The 14,469-nt window shown below is 70.3% G+C and carries 13 protein-coding genes; 11 read left to right on the top strand and 2 right to left on the bottom strand.

Features of this window, described 5'->3' with window-relative positions; all coding sequences use genetic code 11:
* Positions 1-119 precede the first annotated feature (119 nt).
* From pdxS to OG488_RS06375, 11 genes are all read left to right on the top strand, one after another.
* Entirely contained in the window at positions 120-1,040 is a 921-nt protein-coding gene (gene pdxS, locus OG488_RS06425; RefSeq protein WP_103514736.1) for a pyridoxal 5'-phosphate synthase lyase subunit PdxS, read from the top strand.
* Between the two features lie 6 nt (positions 1,041-1,046).
* Positions 1,047-1,640 (top strand): pyridoxal 5'-phosphate synthase glutaminase subunit PdxT, encoded by a 594-nt coding sequence (pdxT, locus tag OG488_RS06420; protein WP_329226744.1) that lies wholly within the window; start codon positions 1,047-1,049, stop codon positions 1,638-1,640.
* A 61-nt stretch (positions 1,641-1,701) separates the two neighbouring features.
* Positions 1,702-2,454: a YebC/PmpR family DNA-binding transcriptional regulator gene (locus OG488_RS06415; RefSeq protein WP_329226742.1), complete on the top strand. Its 753-nt coding sequence runs from the start codon at positions 1,702-1,704 to the stop codon at positions 2,452-2,454.
* Between the two features lie 118 nt (positions 2,455-2,572).
* The gene (gene ruvC, locus OG488_RS06410; RefSeq protein WP_329226740.1) at positions 2,573-3,106 is read left to right on the top strand and encodes a crossover junction endodeoxyribonuclease RuvC; all 534 of its coding nucleotides are present in this window, start codon (positions 2,573-2,575) and stop codon (positions 3,104-3,106) included.
* Entirely contained in the window at positions 3,103-3,729 is a 627-nt protein-coding gene (ruvA, locus tag OG488_RS06405; protein ID WP_329226738.1) for a Holliday junction branch migration protein RuvA, read from the top strand. Before ruvC ends, ruvA begins: the two co-directional genes overlap by 4 nt.
* A gap of 79 nt (positions 3,730-3,808) precedes the next feature.
* The gene (ruvB, locus tag OG488_RS06400; RefSeq protein WP_329226736.1) at positions 3,809-4,894 is read left to right on the top strand and encodes a Holliday junction branch migration DNA helicase RuvB; all 1,086 of its coding nucleotides are present in this window, start codon (positions 3,809-3,811) and stop codon (positions 4,892-4,894) included.
* Between the two features lie 168 nt (positions 4,895-5,062).
* Positions 5,063-5,542 (top strand): preprotein translocase subunit YajC, encoded by a 480-nt coding sequence (gene yajC, locus OG488_RS06395; RefSeq protein ID WP_329226734.1) that lies wholly within the window; start codon positions 5,063-5,065, stop codon positions 5,540-5,542.
* 147 nt (positions 5,543-5,689) lie between these two features.
* Positions 5,690-7,441 (top strand): protein translocase subunit SecD, encoded by a 1,752-nt coding sequence (gene secD / locus OG488_RS06390; RefSeq protein ID WP_329226732.1) that lies wholly within the window; start codon positions 5,690-5,692, stop codon positions 7,439-7,441.
* Position 7,442: 1 nt separating this feature from the next.
* Positions 7,443-8,552, top strand: a complete 1,110-nt coding sequence (gene secF / locus OG488_RS06385; RefSeq protein ID WP_329226730.1) for a protein translocase subunit SecF — start codon at positions 7,443-7,445, stop codon at positions 8,550-8,552.
* Entirely contained in the window at positions 8,549-9,106 is a 558-nt protein-coding gene (locus tag OG488_RS06380) for an adenine phosphoribosyltransferase (RefSeq protein ID WP_329226728.1), read from the top strand. The genes secF and OG488_RS06380 overlap by 4 nt, the downstream gene beginning before the upstream one ends.
* 169 nt (positions 9,107-9,275) lie before the next feature.
* Entirely contained in the window at positions 9,276-11,987 is a 2,712-nt protein-coding gene (locus OG488_RS06375) for a RelA/SpoT family protein (RefSeq protein WP_329226726.1), read from the top strand.
* 144 nt (positions 11,988-12,131) lie between these two features.
* On the opposite strand, the gene OG488_RS06370 is transcribed toward OG488_RS06375, so the two are convergent.
* Positions 12,132-13,361 (bottom strand): DUF349 domain-containing protein, encoded by a 1,230-nt coding sequence (locus OG488_RS06370; RefSeq protein WP_329226724.1) that lies wholly within the window; start codon positions 13,359-13,361, stop codon positions 12,132-12,134.
* A gap of 191 nt (positions 13,362-13,552) precedes the next feature.
* On the bottom strand, positions 13,553-14,353 hold the full coding sequence (locus OG488_RS06365) for a peptidylprolyl isomerase (RefSeq protein WP_329226722.1): 801 nt from the start codon (positions 14,351-14,353) through the stop codon (positions 13,553-13,555).
* Between the last annotated feature and the right edge of the window lie 116 nt (positions 14,354-14,469).

The following is a 14,469-nucleotide window of genomic DNA, read 5'->3' as shown; positions in this document are numbered from 1 at the left end:
GCCCGCAGGCGTACAGAACGATCCACGCGGTACCCATTGGCCCTTGCTGTGGACTGCTCCCGGAGCGTTTGCTCGGATCTGCAGCATCCAGCGTCTTTTCACCCCAGTGAGGTCGATCCGTGTCCACGCTTCCCAGCACCCCGCAGTCCACCGAGGCCCCGGCCACCGGCACCGCCCGCGTCAAGCGCGGCATGGCCGAGCAGCTCAAGGGCGGCGTGATCATGGACGTCGTCAACGCCGAGCAGGCGAAGATCGCCGAGGACGCGGGCGCCGTGGCCGTCATGGCCCTGGAGCGAGTGCCGGCCGACATCCGCAAGGACGGCGGCGTGGCCCGGATGTCCGACCCCAACATGATCGAAGAGATCATCGAGGCCGTCTCCATCCCCGTCATGGCCAAGTCCCGCATCGGCCACTTCGTCGAGGCCCAGGTCCTCCAGTCCCTCGGCGTCGACTACATCGACGAGTCCGAGGTCCTCACCCCGGCCGACGAGGTGAACCACAGCGACAAGTTCGCGTTCACCACCCCCTTCGTCTGCGGCGCCACCAACCTGGGCGAGGCCCTGCGCCGGATCGCCGAGGGCGCCGCGATGATCCGCTCGAAGGGTGAGGCGGGCACGGGCAACGTCGTCGAGGCCGTGCGCCACCTGCGCCAGATCAAGAACGAGATCGCCCGCCTGCGCGGCTACGACAACAACGAGCTGTACGCCGCCGCCAAGGAGCTCCGCGCCCCCTACGAGCTGGTCAAGGAGGTCTCCGAGCTCGGCCGGCTGCCCGTCGTCCTGTTCTCGGCCGGCGGCGTCGCCACCCCCGCCGACGCTGCCCTGATGCGCCAGCTCGGCGCCGAGGGCGTCTTCGTGGGCTCCGGCATCTTCAAGTCCGGCGACCCGGCCAAGCGCGCCGCCGCCATCGTGAAGGCCACCACCTTCTACGACGACCCGAAGATCATCGCGGACGCCTCCCGCAACCTCGGCGAGGCCATGGTCGGCATCAACTGCGACACGCTGCCCGAGGGTGAGCGCTACGCCAACCGCGGCTGGTAAGCACCGATGACCGACACCCCTGTCATCGGAGTCCTGGCTCTCCAGGGCGACGTACGGGAGCACCTGATCGCCCTGGCCTCGGCGGACGCCGTGGCCAGGCCGGTCCGGCGGCCCGAGGAGCTCGCCGAGGTCGACGGGCTCGTCATACCCGGCGGCGAGTCCACCACGATGTCCAAGCTGGCCGTCCTCTTCGGGATGCTGGAGCCGCTGCGCGAGCGGGTCGCCTCCGGCATGCCCGTGTACGGCACGTGCGCCGGCATGATCCTGCTCGCCGACAAGATCCTCGACCCGCGCTCCGGCCAGGAGACGGTCGGCGGCATCGACATGATCGTGCGCCGTAACGCCTTCGGGCGGCAGAACGAGTCCTTCGAGGCCGCCGTCGAGGTCGAGGGTGTGCCCGGCGGACCCGTCGACGGTGTCTTCATCCGGGCGCCCTGGGTGGAGTCGGTCGGCGCCCGTGCGGAGGTCGTCGCGGTGCACGGCGGCCATATCGTGGCCGTACGGCAGGGAAACGCCCTGGCGACGTCGTTCCACCCCGAGCTGACCGGGGACCACCGGGTGCACGCGCTCTTCACCGACATGGTGCGCGCCGTGGGCTGATCCGATCCCGGTAGGATCTCTCGGGTTCGGATCGATTTTGGTGACGCGAAGGAGAAGGCAGATGTCCGGCCACTCTAAATGGGCTACGACGAAGCACAAGAAGGCCGTGATCGACGCCAAGCGCGGCAAGCTCTTCGCGAAGATGATCAAGAACATCGAGGTCGCGGCCCGCACGGGCGGCGCCGACGTGTCCGGCAACCCGACACTCTTCGACGCCATCCAGAAGGCCAAGAAGAGCTCCGTCCCGAACAAGAACATCGACTCCGCGGTCAAGCGCGGCGCCGGTCTCGAGGCCGGCGGCGCCGACTACGAGACGATCATGTACGAGGGCTACGGTCCGAACGGCGTCGCCGTGCTCATCGAGTGCCTCACCGACAACCGCAACCGCGCCGCGTCCGACGTCCGGGTCGCCATGACCCGCAACGGCGGCTCGATGGCGGACCCGGGCTCGGTGTCGTACCTGTTCAACCGCAAGGGCGTCGTGATCGTCCCGAAGGGTGAGCTGTCCGAGGACGACGTCCTCGGCGCGGTGCTCGACGCGGGTGCCGAGGAGGTCAACGACCTCGGCGACACCTTCGAGGTGCTCAGCGAGGCCACCGACATGGTCGCGGTCCGCACCGCCCTGCAGGAGGCCGGCATCGACTACGACTCCGCCGAGGCCAACTTCGTCCCGACCATGCAGGTCGAGCTGGAGGAAGAGGGCGCGCGCAAGATCTTCAAGCTGATCGACGCGCTGGAGGACAGCGACGACGTGCAGAACGTCTTCGCCAACTTCGACGTCTCCGACGAGGTCATGGAGAAGGTCGACGCCTGAGGCGGCCGCACGTGGTGCACCGACGGGCCGACGGGACACACCCCGTCGGCCCGTCGCATTGTCAGCGGGAGCCGATAGCCTGCGGGAACAGATGACCGAGCGGCGGAGGGGCCCTTTCGTGCGGGTGTTGGGCGTGGACCCGGGGCTGACCCGGTGCGGTGTCGGAGTCGTCGAGGGGGTCGCGGGCCGGCCGCTGACCATGGTCGGCGTCGGTGTCGTGCGGACCCCGGCCGACGCGGAGCTCGGCCACCGGCTCGTCGCGATCGAGCAGGGCATCGAGCGCTGGCTCGACGAGCACCGGCCCGAATACGTGGCCGTGGAGCGGGTGTTCGCCCAGCACAACGTCCGTACGGTGATGGGCACCGCACAGGCCAGCGCCGTCGCCATGCTCTGCGCGTCCCGCCGCGGCATCCCCGTCGCCCTGCACACCCCCAGCGAGGTCAAGGCCGCCGTCACCGGGTCCGGACGCGCCGACAAGGCCCAGGTCGGGGCCATGGTCACCCGCCTGCTGCGGCTCGACGCGCCGCCGAAACCCGCCGACGCCGCCGACGCCCTCGCCCTCGCCATCTGCCACATCTGGCGCGCACCCGCGCAGAACCGACTGCAGCAGGCCGTCGCCGCCCACCGCACGCTGAAAGGCCGTACCGCATGATCGCCTTCGTCTCCGGCCCGGTGGCCGCCCTCGCCCCGTCCACGGCCGTGATCGAGGTCGGCGGCATCGGGATGGCCGTCCAGTGCACCCCCGACACCCTCGCCGGCCTGCGGATCGGCAAGGAGGCCAGGCTGGCCACCTCCCTGGTCGTCCGGGAGGACTCGCTCACCCTCTACGGCTTCGCCGACGACGACGAGCGCCAGGTCTTCGAGCTGCTCCAGACCGCCAGCGGTGTGGGCCCCCGGCTCGCCCAGGCCATGCTCGCCACCCACAGCCCGGACGCCCTGCGCATCGCCGTCGCCACCGGTGACGAGAAGGCACTCACCGCGGTGTCCGGCATCGGCAAGAAGGGTGCCCAGAAGCTCCTCCTCGAGCTCAAGGACCGGCTTGGCGAACCGGTCGGCGCGCACATCGGCCAGCAGGGGATCGGCACCGCCGTGAGCAGCTCCTGGCGGGACCAGCTGCAGGCCGCCCTGATCGGACTCGGCTACGCCACCCGCGAAGCCGACGAGGCGGTGAGCGCCGTCACCCCGCAGGCCGAGGCTGCCATCGCCGGCGGCGGCCAGGCCCCCGTCCCGCAGCTCCTGCGCGCCGCTCTGCAGACACTCAACCGCGCACGCTGACCCCAGGGGCCCACCCCCCGTACGCCGGCCGGAGCACCACACGGCCCGGCACCGAAACACCCGAGGCGGGACTGACGAGATGAACTGGGACGAGACCGGAACCCCCACCGGAGACCTCGACGACGAGAGGCTGGACGACCGGCTGGTCGACGCCGGCGCCGACGGCGAGGACACCGCGGTCGAGGCCGCCCTGCGCCCGAAGGACCTGCACGAATTCGTCGGCCAGGAGAAGGTGCGCGAGCAGCTCGACCTGGTGCTCAAGGCGGCCCGCGCGCGGGGCGCCACCGCCGACCACGTCCTGCTCTCCGGCGCCCCGGGGCTCGGCAAGACGACCCTCTCCATGATCATCGCCGCCGAGATGGGCGCCCCGATCCGGATCACCTCGGGCCCCGCCATCCAGCACGCCGGAGACCTCGCGGCGATCCTCTCGTCCCTCCAGGAGGGCGAGGTCCTCTTCCTCGACGAGATCCACCGCATGTCGCGGCCCGCCGAGGAGATGCTCTACATGGCGATGGAGGACTTCCGCGTCGACGTGATCGTCGGCAAGGGGCCCGGCGCCACGGCCATCCCGCTGGAACTGCCGCCGTTCACCCTCGTCGGTGCCACCACCAGGGCCGGACTGCTGCCGCCCCCGCTGCGCGACCGCTTCGGTTTCACCGGCCACATGGAGTTCTACGCCCCCACCGAGCTGGAGCGGGTCATCCACCGCTCCGCCGGACTGCTCGACGTGGCCATAGACACAGCGGGGGCGGCCGAGATCGCCGGACGCTCCCGGGGCACGCCCCGTATCGCCAACCGCCTGCTGCGCCGCGTCCGTGACTACGCCCAGGTCAAGGCCGAGGGGCGGATCGACCGGGACATCGCGGCCGCGGCCCTGCGCGTGTACGAGGTCGACGCCCGGGGGCTCGACCGCCTGGACCGCGCGGTGCTCGGCGCCCTGCTCAAGCTCTTCGGCGGGGGACCCGTCGGTCTCTCCACCCTCGCGGTGGCCGTGGGGGAGGAGCGCGAGACGGTCGAGGAGGTGGCCGAGCCCTTCCTCGTCCGGGAGGGACTGCTCGCGAGGACGCCCCGGGGCCGGGTCGCCACCCCCGCCGCCTGGGCGCACCTCGGGCTGGTGCCTCCGCAGCACGGCGCAAAGGGACAACAGGGCCTGTTCGGGGCGTGACGAACGACGGGTTGGCCAGCAGGGGAACCACGATGCGATGCTGGACGTTGTTCCAATGATGCGGACTCGCTTAGACTCCGCCGATGCCGCCCTTACAGGTCGGTGTACCCACCCCCGTAGACCAGGCCGCGTGAATCCAGCGTGGTCGTGCGAAGGAAGTTCCGTCCCGTGAGTCTCGTGACCCTCCTCCCCTTCATCGTGCTCATCGGGGCCATGTTCCTGATGACCCGGTCCGCCAAGAAGAAGCAGCAGGCGGCTGCGCAGATGCGCAACGACATGCAGCCCGGCACCGGCGTCCGGACGATCGGGGGCATGTACGCCACCGTCAAGGAGATCCAGGACGACACGGTGATCCTCGAGGTCGCGCCCGGCGTCCACGCCGTCTACGCCAAGAACGCCATCGGTGCCGTCCTGGACGACGCGGAGTACAACCGCATCGTCCACGGCGACGACGAGCTGGAGGGCGAGGGCACGATCGTTCCCGACGACGCCTCCTCGCTCACCGACGGTGAGGCCAAGGAAGCGGACGCGGACGAGGACGTCGCGAAGATCGACCTCGGCAAGAAGGCCGAGGACGCCGACGCACCGAAGGACGCGGAGGTCAAGGGCTCCGAGGCCAAGGCCGACGGCGAGGGCGACGCGAAGTAGTTCCACGACCCAGAGACGCCGGACACCCACAGGTGTCCGGCGTCTCACGGGCCGTGCGGTCTTCTGCGGGGGCGGGTCCCCACAACACTTCGTGGCCGCTCGGGCGCGTACCCGGCGCGGGGCGGTTGGACAGGGAGAAACGAAAAGGTGGCAGCACCGAAGAAAGGCCGGGGCTCAACCGGTGGACAGGGCAGGCCGGGCCGTGCCCTGGCTCTGATCCTGATTGCCATGGTCGCCCTGACCGGCGGGATGTTCCTGTCCGGTCACACCACGCCCCGGCTCGGTATCGACCTGGCCGGCGGCACATCGATCACGCTCAAGGCGAAGAGCCAGCCCGGCAAGCCTGACGCGATCAACGAGACCAACATGAACACCGCGGTCAGCATCATCGAACGCCGTGTCAATGGTCTGGGTGTCTCCGAGGCCGAGGTCCAGACCCAGGGCGCATCGAACATCATCGTCAACATCCCCAAGGGGACGAACTCGAAGCAGGCCCGGGAGCAGGTCGGCACGACCGCCCAGCTCTACTTCCGGCCCGTGCTGACGGTCACCGACGGTGGACCGACGCCCGAGGGTTCGGCGAGTCCCTCCGCGAGCGGTTCCGGGAAGCCGAGCGCCACGCCCAGTGCGAAGGCGAGCGACCCGGAGACCGCCTCGAGCCCGAAGGCGACCCCCTCGGCGAGCGCCACCACCCAGGGCCGTGCCGTCACCGACGCCCTGAAGAAGGACGCGACGCCGACGCCCTCCGGCACGGCGAAGTCCTCGGACGCCCCCGCGGCGACCCAGACCCCGGATCCCGCCACCGCGGCGCTCGAGAAGAAGTTCACCGCACTGGACTGCTCCGACAAGTCCGCCCGCGCCAAGGCCGGCGACGGCGTCAAGCCCGAGGACCCCACGGTCGCGTGCAGCTCCGAGGGTGACGCCAAGTACCTCCTCGGCCCGGCCGAGGTCTCCGGTACCGACGTCGACGACGCGAAGGCCCAGTTCGACCAGCAGCGCGGCATCTGGCTCGTCTCCATGGAGTTCACCGACAAGGGCTCCAAGAAGTTCCAGACGATCACGAAGAAGCTGTCGGCGCAGCAGCAGCCGCAGAACCAGTTCGCGATCTCCCTCGACGGTGAGGTCGTCTCCGCACCCCAGGTGAACGAGACGCTCAGCGGCAGCGCCGAGATCTCCGGCAGCTTCACCCAGCAGTCGGCGGAGGACCTGGCCAACGTCCTCTCCTACGGTGCGCTCCCGCTGTCCTTCAGCGAGGACACCGTCACCACCGTCACCGCCGCCCTCGGCGGTGAGCAGCTGGAGGCCGGTCTCATCGCCGGTGCCATCGGGCTGGCCCTGGTCGTCATCTACCTGGTGGCCTACTACCGCGGCCTCGCGCTGATCGCGCTCCTCAGCCTGCTGGTCTCCGGCGTCCTGACGTACACGATCATGGCGTTGCTCGGCCCGGCCATCGGCTTCGCGCTGAACCTCCCGGCCGTCTGCGGTGCCATCGTGGCGATCGGTATCACGGCGGACTCGTTCATCGTCTACTTCGAACGCATCCGCGACGAGATCCGGGAAGGCCGCACGCTCCGTCCGGCCGTCGAGCGCGCCTGGCCCAGGGCCCGTCGCACCATCCTGGTCTCCGACTTCGTGTCGTTCCTCGCCGCGGCCGTGCTCTTCCTCGTCACCGTCGGCAAGGTCCAGGGCTTCGCGTTCACGCTGGGTCTCACGACCCTGCTGGACGTCGTCGTGGTGTTCCTCTTCACCAAGCCCGTCATGACGCTGATGGCCCGCACGAAGTTCTTCTCCAGCGGTCACCCGTGGTCCGGCCTGGACCCGAAGCGTCTCGGCGCCAAGCCGCCGCTGCGCCGCTCGCGCCGCGTCAACGCCCGCACCGACCACCCGAAGGAGGCGTGAGATGTCGCGACTCGGCGATCTCGGCGCCAGGCTCTACCGTGGCGAGGTCGGTTACGACTTCATCGGCAAGCGCAAGATCTGGTACGGCGTCTCGATCCTGATCACCATCACGGCCATCCTCGGCCTGGCGGTCAGCGGCCTGAACATGGGCATCGAGTTCAAGGGTGGTGCCGTCTTCACGACCGACACCAAGGCCAAGGTGTCCGTCTCCCAGGCCCACGAGGACGCGGTCGCGGCCTCCGGCCACGAGGCGATCGTCCAGGAGCTCGGCAACGGCGGGCTCCGGATCCAGATCACCGAGGTCGACACCGCCAAGGCCGACCAGATCAAGACGCAGCTCTCCGAGGACCTCGGCATCCCCGAGGCGAAGATCAACGCGGACCTCGTCGGCCCCAGCTGGGGTGAGCAGATCGCCAACAAGGCCTGGGCGGGCCTCGGCATCTTCATGGTCCTCGTGGTGGTCTACCTGGCCATCGCCTTCGAGTGGCGGATGGCCATCGCCGCGCTCGTCGCGCTGATCCACGACATCACCATCACGGTAGGTGTCTACGCCCTGGTCGGCTTCGAGGTCACCCCGGGCACCGTGATCGGTCTGCTGACCATCCTCGGTTACTCCCTCTACGACACGGTCGTCGTCTTCGACAGCCTCAAGGAGGGCACGAAGGGGATCACCAAGCAGACCCGCTGGACCTACAGCGAGATCGCCAACCGCTCCATCAACGGCACGCTGGTGCGCTCCATCAACACCACCGTCGTCGCGCTGCTGCCGGTCGCCGGCCTGCTGTTCATCGGCGGCGGTGTCCTCGGCGCCGGCATGCTGAACGACATCTCGCTCTCCCTCTTCGTCGGTCTCGCCGCCGGCGCGTACTCCTCGATCTTCATCGCCACCCCGCTGGTCGCCGACCTCAAGGAGCGCGAGCCGCAGATAAAGGCACTGAAGAAGCGGATCCTCGCCAAGAGGGCCGCGGCCGCCGCCAAGGGCGAGTCCGTCGAGGACGAGCGCGACGACCGGGCCGAGGACCTCGACGAGGACGACGAGCCCGCGGGGGCCGTCGTCGGCCAGCGCCGGCAGACCGGGGGCCACGGCCGTTCCCCGAGGAATCGCCGATGACCAGCACGGACATCGACGACACCACCCGGGAGCTGCTGCTCAGCCGGATCCGTGACGTACCGGACTACCCGAAGCCGGGGGTGCTGTTCAAGGACATCACCCCGCTGCTCGCGGACCCGGTGGCCTTCACGGCGCTCACGGACTGGTTCGTGGAGCTCTGCGTGCGCCACGGGGCCACGAAGATCGTCGGCCTGGAGGCCCGCGGATTCATCCTGGCCGCGCCGGTCTCGGTCCGGGCCGGGATCGGGTTCGTCCCCGTGCGCAAGGCGGGCAAGCTGCCCGGCGCCACGCTCGGGCAGGCCTACGAGCTGGAGTACGGCACCGCGGAGATCGAGATCCACGCCGAGGACCTGTCCGCCGACGACCGCGTCATGGTCATCGACGACGTCCTCGCCACCGGTGGCACCGCGGAGGCCTCGCTGGAGCTGATCCGGCGGGCCGGTGCCCAGGTCGCGGGCGTCTCGGTCCTCATGGAGCTCGGCTTCCTCGCCGGCCGCGGGCGGCTGGAGGCAGGGCTGCGGGACGCCCCGCTGGAGGCTCTGATCACCCTCTGACCTGCGCCGCCGCGGTCATAGCGCGCGTAGGGACGTACAGGACGGGTACCCGGGAACATCCGGGTGCCCGTCCTGCGTTGTGAGGGGTTCCGCACTCCCCGGGCGAGGACCTGCCCGGGGGTCGATACCATGGGCTTTCCGGTAGCCCGGATCCGCACGAGGAGCGCTCTTGCCAGACGAGGCCCAGCCCGCCGCCGCCCCGCAGCCCGAAAGGCCTGAGGCGGCCTCCGCCACGCCCGGGAAGGCGCAGTCCGACGGGGCCGCCGAGCCCGGGACCGCCGGCGAGCACACGCAGGGCCCCGCCGAGGCTCCGGCCCCCCAGGCGCCCGCCACACAGGCGAAGCCGTCCCCGCCTCCCGGGGCGAAGGCCGCCCCGTCCTCCGGAACGAAGCCCGCGTCCCCGGCCCCCGAGCCCGGGAAGCCGGCATCCCCGGCTCCCGAGCCCGACAAGGCCGCGTCCCCGGCTCCCGATGCCGCCACCAGGAGTCCCGCGCCCGCGGCGAAGCCCCCGGCCCCCGCGCCCGCGGCGAAGCCCCCGGCCCGGTCCGCCGCCGCGCCGCCGGCCGCCCCCGGGCGGTCCGGTGGCTCCTCCAACCGCGTCCGGGCCCGCCTCGCCCGGCTGGGCGTACAGCGCTCCAGCCCGTACAACCCGGTCCTCGAACCCCTCCTGCGCACGGTCCGCGGCAACGACCCCAAGATCGAGTCCGCGACCCTCCGCCAGATCGAGAAGGCCTACCAGGTCGCCGAGCGATGGCACCGGGGCCAGAAGCGCAAGAGCGGCGACCCGTACATCACCCACCCGCTGGCCGTCACGACGATCCTCGCCGAGCTCGGCATGGACCCCGCGACGCTGATGGCGGGGCTGCTGCACGACACGGTCGAGGACACCGAGTACGGCCTGGACACCCTGCGCAAGGACTTCGGGGACCAGGTCGCGCTGCTGGTCGACGGCGTCACCAAGCTCGACAAGGTCAAGTTCGGCGAGGCCGCCCAGGCCGAGACCGTGCGCAAGATGGTCGTCGCCATGGCGAAGGACCCCCGGGTCCTCGTCATCAAGCTCGCCGACCGGCTGCACAACATGCGCACCATGCGCTATCTCAAGCGGGAGAAGCAGGAGAAGAAGGCCCGCGAGACCCTCGAGATCTACGCGCCGCTGGCCCACCGCCTGGGCATGAACACCATCAAGTGGGAGCTGGAGGACCTCGCCTTCGCGATCCTCTACCCCAAGATGTACGACGAGATCGTCCGCCTCGTCGCCGAGCGCGCGCCCAAGCGCGACGAGTACCTCGCCATAGTGACCGACGAGGTCCAGTCGGACCTGCGCGCCGCCCGCATCAAGGCCACGGTCACCGGCCGGCCGAAGCACTACTACAGCGTCTACCAGAAGATGATCGTGCGGGGCCGCGACTTCGCCGAGATCTACGACCTGGTGGGCATCCGCGTCCTCGTCGACACCGTCCGCGACTGCTACGCGGCGCTCGGCACCGTCCACGCCCGGTGGAATCCGGTGCCCGGGCGGTTCAAGGACTACATCGCGATGCCCAAGTTCAACATGTACCAGTCGCTCCACACCACGGTGATCGGCCCCAGCGGCAAGCCCGTCGAACTCCAGATCCGTACGTTCGACATGCACCGCCGCGCCGAGTACGGCATCGCCGCGCACTGGAAGTACAAGCAGGAGGCCGTCGCGGGCGCCTCCAAGGTGCGCACGGACGTCCCCAAGAACACGGGCGGCCGCGGCCAGGACACCGTCAACGACATGGCGTGGCTGCGCCAGCTCCTGGACTGGCAGAAGGAGACCGAGGACCCCAGCGAGTTCCTGGAGTCCCTGCGCTTCGACCTGTCGCGCAACGAGGTCTTCGTCTTCACGCCGAAGGGTGACGTGATAGCGCTGCCCGCCGGCGCGACGCCGGTCGACTTCGCGTACGCCGTCCACACGGAGGTCGGCCACCGGACCATAGGAGCACGGGTCAACGGACGGCTCGTGCCACTGGAGTCGACCCTTGACAACGGCGACCTGGTGGAGGTCTTCACCTCCAAGGCGGCCGGCGCCGGGCCCTCCCGCGACTGGCTCCAGTTCGTCAAGTCGCCCCGGGCGCGCAACAAGATCCGCGCCTGGTTCTCCAAGGAGCGGCGTGACGAGGCGATCGAGCAGGGCAAGGACTCCATCGCGCGGGCCATGCGCAAGCAGAACCTGCCGATCCAGCGCATCCTGACCGGTGACTCCCTGGTCACGCTGGCGCACGAGATGCGCTACCCCGACATCTCGTCGCTGTACGCCGCGATCGGCGAGGGCCATGTCGCCGCGGCGGGTGTCGTCCAGAAGCTCGTCCAGGCGCTCGGCGGGGAGGACGCGGCCAACGAGGACCTGGCGGAGAGCTCGCCGCCCTCGCACGGCCGCAACAAGCGCCGGGCCAAGGCGGATCCGGGCGTGGTCGTCAAGGGCGTCGACGACGTCTGGGTCAAACTGGCCCGCTGCTGCACGCCCGTCCCGGGCGACCCGATCATCGGGTTCGTCACCCGGGGCAGCGGAGTCTCCGTGCACCGCGCGGACTGCGTGAACGTCGACTCGCTCTCGCAGCAGCCCGAGCGGATCCTGGACGTCGAGTGGGCGCCCACCCAGTCGTCGGTCTTCCTCGTCGCCATCCAGGTCGAGGCGCTGGACCGGTCACGACTGCTCTCCGACGTCACCCGCGTCCTGTCCGACCAGCACGTGAACATCCTGTCGGCGGCCGTGCAGACCTCCCGCGACAGGGTGGCCACCTCGCGCTTCACCTTCGAGATGGGCGACCCGAAGCACCTGGGACACGTCCTGAAGGCCGTACGCGGCGTGGAGGGCGTCTACGACGTCTACCGGGTCACCTCGGCGCGCAGGCCTTGAGGACGACGCTTCCGGCAGGCGCTGAGCCTGCCGGAAGCGGGTCCAGAGCCGTCCACGGCTCTTCGCTGCCGTCCACGCACGAGAGGGGCTCCCGTACGCCAGGCGTACGGGAGCCCCTCTCGTTCCGGACGCGGTCGCCCCGGCTCAGCCGCCGAACTCCTCCAGGCCCTTCAGCGCCTGGTCCAGCAGCGCCTGCCGGCCCTCCAGCTCGCGGGAGAGCTTGTCCGCCCGGGCGTTGTTGCCCGAGGCGCGAGCCGCGTCGATCTGCGTGCGCAGCTTGTCGACGGCTCCCTGGAGCTGCCCGGTCAGCCCAGCGGCGCGTGCCCGCGCCTCCGGGTTGGTCCGGCGCCACTCGGACTCCTCGGCCTCCTGGAGGGCCCGCTCCACGGCGTGCACCCTGCCCTCGACCTTCGGACGGGCGTCACGCGGGACGTGGCCGATGGCCTCCCAGCGCTCGTTGATGGACCTGAAGGCGGCCCTGGCCGCCTTCAGGTCCGTCACCGGGACCAGCTTCTCGGCCTCGGTGGCGAGCTCCTCCTTGAGCTTGAGGTTCTCGCCCTGCTCGGCGTCCCGCTCGGCGAAGACGCCGCTGCGCGCCGCGAAGAAGACGTCCTGGGCGCCGCGGAAGCGGTTCCACAGCTCGTCCTCGGACTCGCGCTGGGCGCGGCCCGCGGCCTTCCACTCGGTCATCAGGTCGCGGTAACGCGCGGCCGTCGTACCCCAGTCGGTCGAGCCGGAGAGCGACTCGGCCTCGGCGACGAGCCGTTCCTTGACCTTGCGGGCCTCCTCGCGCTGGGCGTCCAGCGCGGCGAAGTGCGCCTTGCGGCGCTTGGAGAAGGCGGAGCGGGCGTGCGAGAAGCGGTGCCACAGCTCGTCGTCGGACTTGCGGTCCAGACGAGGCAGCCCCTTCCACGTGTCGACCAGCGCACGCAGGCGCTCACCGGCCGACCGCCACTGCTCGCTCTGAGCCAGCTCCTCGGCCTCGACGACGAGCGCCTCCTTGGCCTCACGGGCCTCGTCGGTCTGCTTCGCCTTCTGGACCTTGCGCTCCTCGCGGCGGGAGTCGACCGTCGCGACGAGGGTGTCCAGCCGCTTGCCGAGCGCGGCGAGGTCACCCACGGCGTGGTGCTCGTCGACCTGCTGGCGCAGGTGGTCGATCGCCGCCGTGGCGTCCTTGGCCGAGAGGTCGGTGGTCTTCACCCGCCGCTCGAGGAGGCCGATCTCGACCACCAGACCTTCGTACTTGCGCTCGAAATAGGCCAGAGCCTCCTCGGGGGAACCGGCCTGCCACGATCCGACGACCTGCTCGCCCTCGGCTGTACGCACGTACACGGTGCCCGTCTCGTCGACACGGCCCCACGGGTCGCTGCTCACAGCGCCTCCTCCACCTGATGCATCGACGGGGATTGTCGCCCCCTGTGCATCGTCCACAGTTTCCTGGGGCGGGCAGCGCCCGCCCTGCACAACGCCAATCTAGGCGACCGGCCGCCCGGCTGTCCGCACTCAGCGCGGCTGAAATTCTCCGGTGCGGTCCGTGACCCCGCGCCGGGCGGCCTCGCGCACGGTCAGGCCTTGTCGACCGTCGCCTTCTCGACCGTGACGGTCTTCTTCGGGGCGCCGTCGCCCGCGCCACCGGTGACGCCCGCCTCGGCGACCTTCTTGACCGCCTTCAGGCCGGCATCGTCCATGGTGCCGAACGGCGTGTAGCTGGGCGGCAGTTTGGTGTCCTTGTAGACCAGGAAGAACTGGCTGCCGCCGGTGCTCGGCTGGCCGGTGTTCGCCATCGCGACGGTGCCCGCCGGGTACGTCACCGAGCCGTCGGTGCCCGCCTTGCCGAGCGCCGTCAGGTTCTCGTCCGGGATCGTGTAGCCGGGACCACCGGTGCCGTCGCCCTTCGGGTCCCCGCACTGCAGGACGAAGATGCCCTCCGTGGTCAGGCGGTGACACTTCGTGTCGTCGAAGTACCCCTTGTCCGCGAGGGCCTTGAACGAATTCGTGGTGTGCGGGGTCTTCGCCGCGTCCATCGCGATGCCGATGTCGCCCTGGCTCGTCTTGAGCGACATCGAGTACGTCGCCTTCTTGTCGATCTTCATCGCGGGCTCGGGAGCCTTGCTCTCGGCCTCCGTGGGGGACGGCGACGCCGACGCCGACGGGTCGGCGCTCGCGGCCGCGTCCGCCGAGCTCTTCGAGTCGTCGTCGCCGAGGGAGACGTAGGCGCCCGCGCCGATGACCGCCACCACGGCCACCGACGAGGCGATGATCACCGTGAGACGCCTGGTCCTCCGGCGCGCTTCCTCCCGGCGCTGCTGCTGCCGCTCGAACTTCTCCCGGGCGAGCTGCCGCCGCCGCTGATCGCTGCTGACCACCGGATGGTCTCCTTGTACGTCGTGTGATCGGACCTGGAATGCCCGTACGGTATATGGGTTAGCTGTGGAATGAGGAGCGCCGGTAGGCTCTGATCTGCCGCATTTCCCCTCCGCGG

The organism is Streptomyces sp. NBC_01460, assembly GCF_036227405.1.
Classification (GTDB): domain Bacteria; phylum Actinomycetota; class Actinomycetes; order Streptomycetales; family Streptomycetaceae; genus Streptomyces.
Note: the sequence above shows the minus strand (reverse complement) of the source record. Positions and strands in the feature narration are given on the sequence as shown.

Coding starts and splice junctions, on each gene's coding strand:
- pdxT (WP_329226744.1), top strand. CDS start 1,047: ATGACCGACACCCCTGTCATCGGAGTCCTGGCTCTCCAGGGCGACGTA.
- secF (WP_329226730.1), top strand. CDS start 7,443: ATGTCGCGACTCGGCGATCTCGGCGCCAGGCTCTACCGTGGCGAGGTC.
- ruvA (WP_329226738.1), top strand. CDS start 3,103: ATGATCGCCTTCGTCTCCGGCCCGGTGGCCGCCCTCGCCCCGTCCACG.
- ruvB (WP_329226736.1), top strand. CDS start 3,809: ATGAACTGGGACGAGACCGGAACCCCCACCGGAGACCTCGACGACGAG.
- OG488_RS06415 (WP_329226742.1), top strand. CDS start 1,702: ATGTCCGGCCACTCTAAATGGGCTACGACGAAGCACAAGAAGGCCGTG.
- OG488_RS06380 (WP_329226728.1), top strand. CDS start 8,549: ATGACCAGCACGGACATCGACGACACCACCCGGGAGCTGCTGCTCAGC.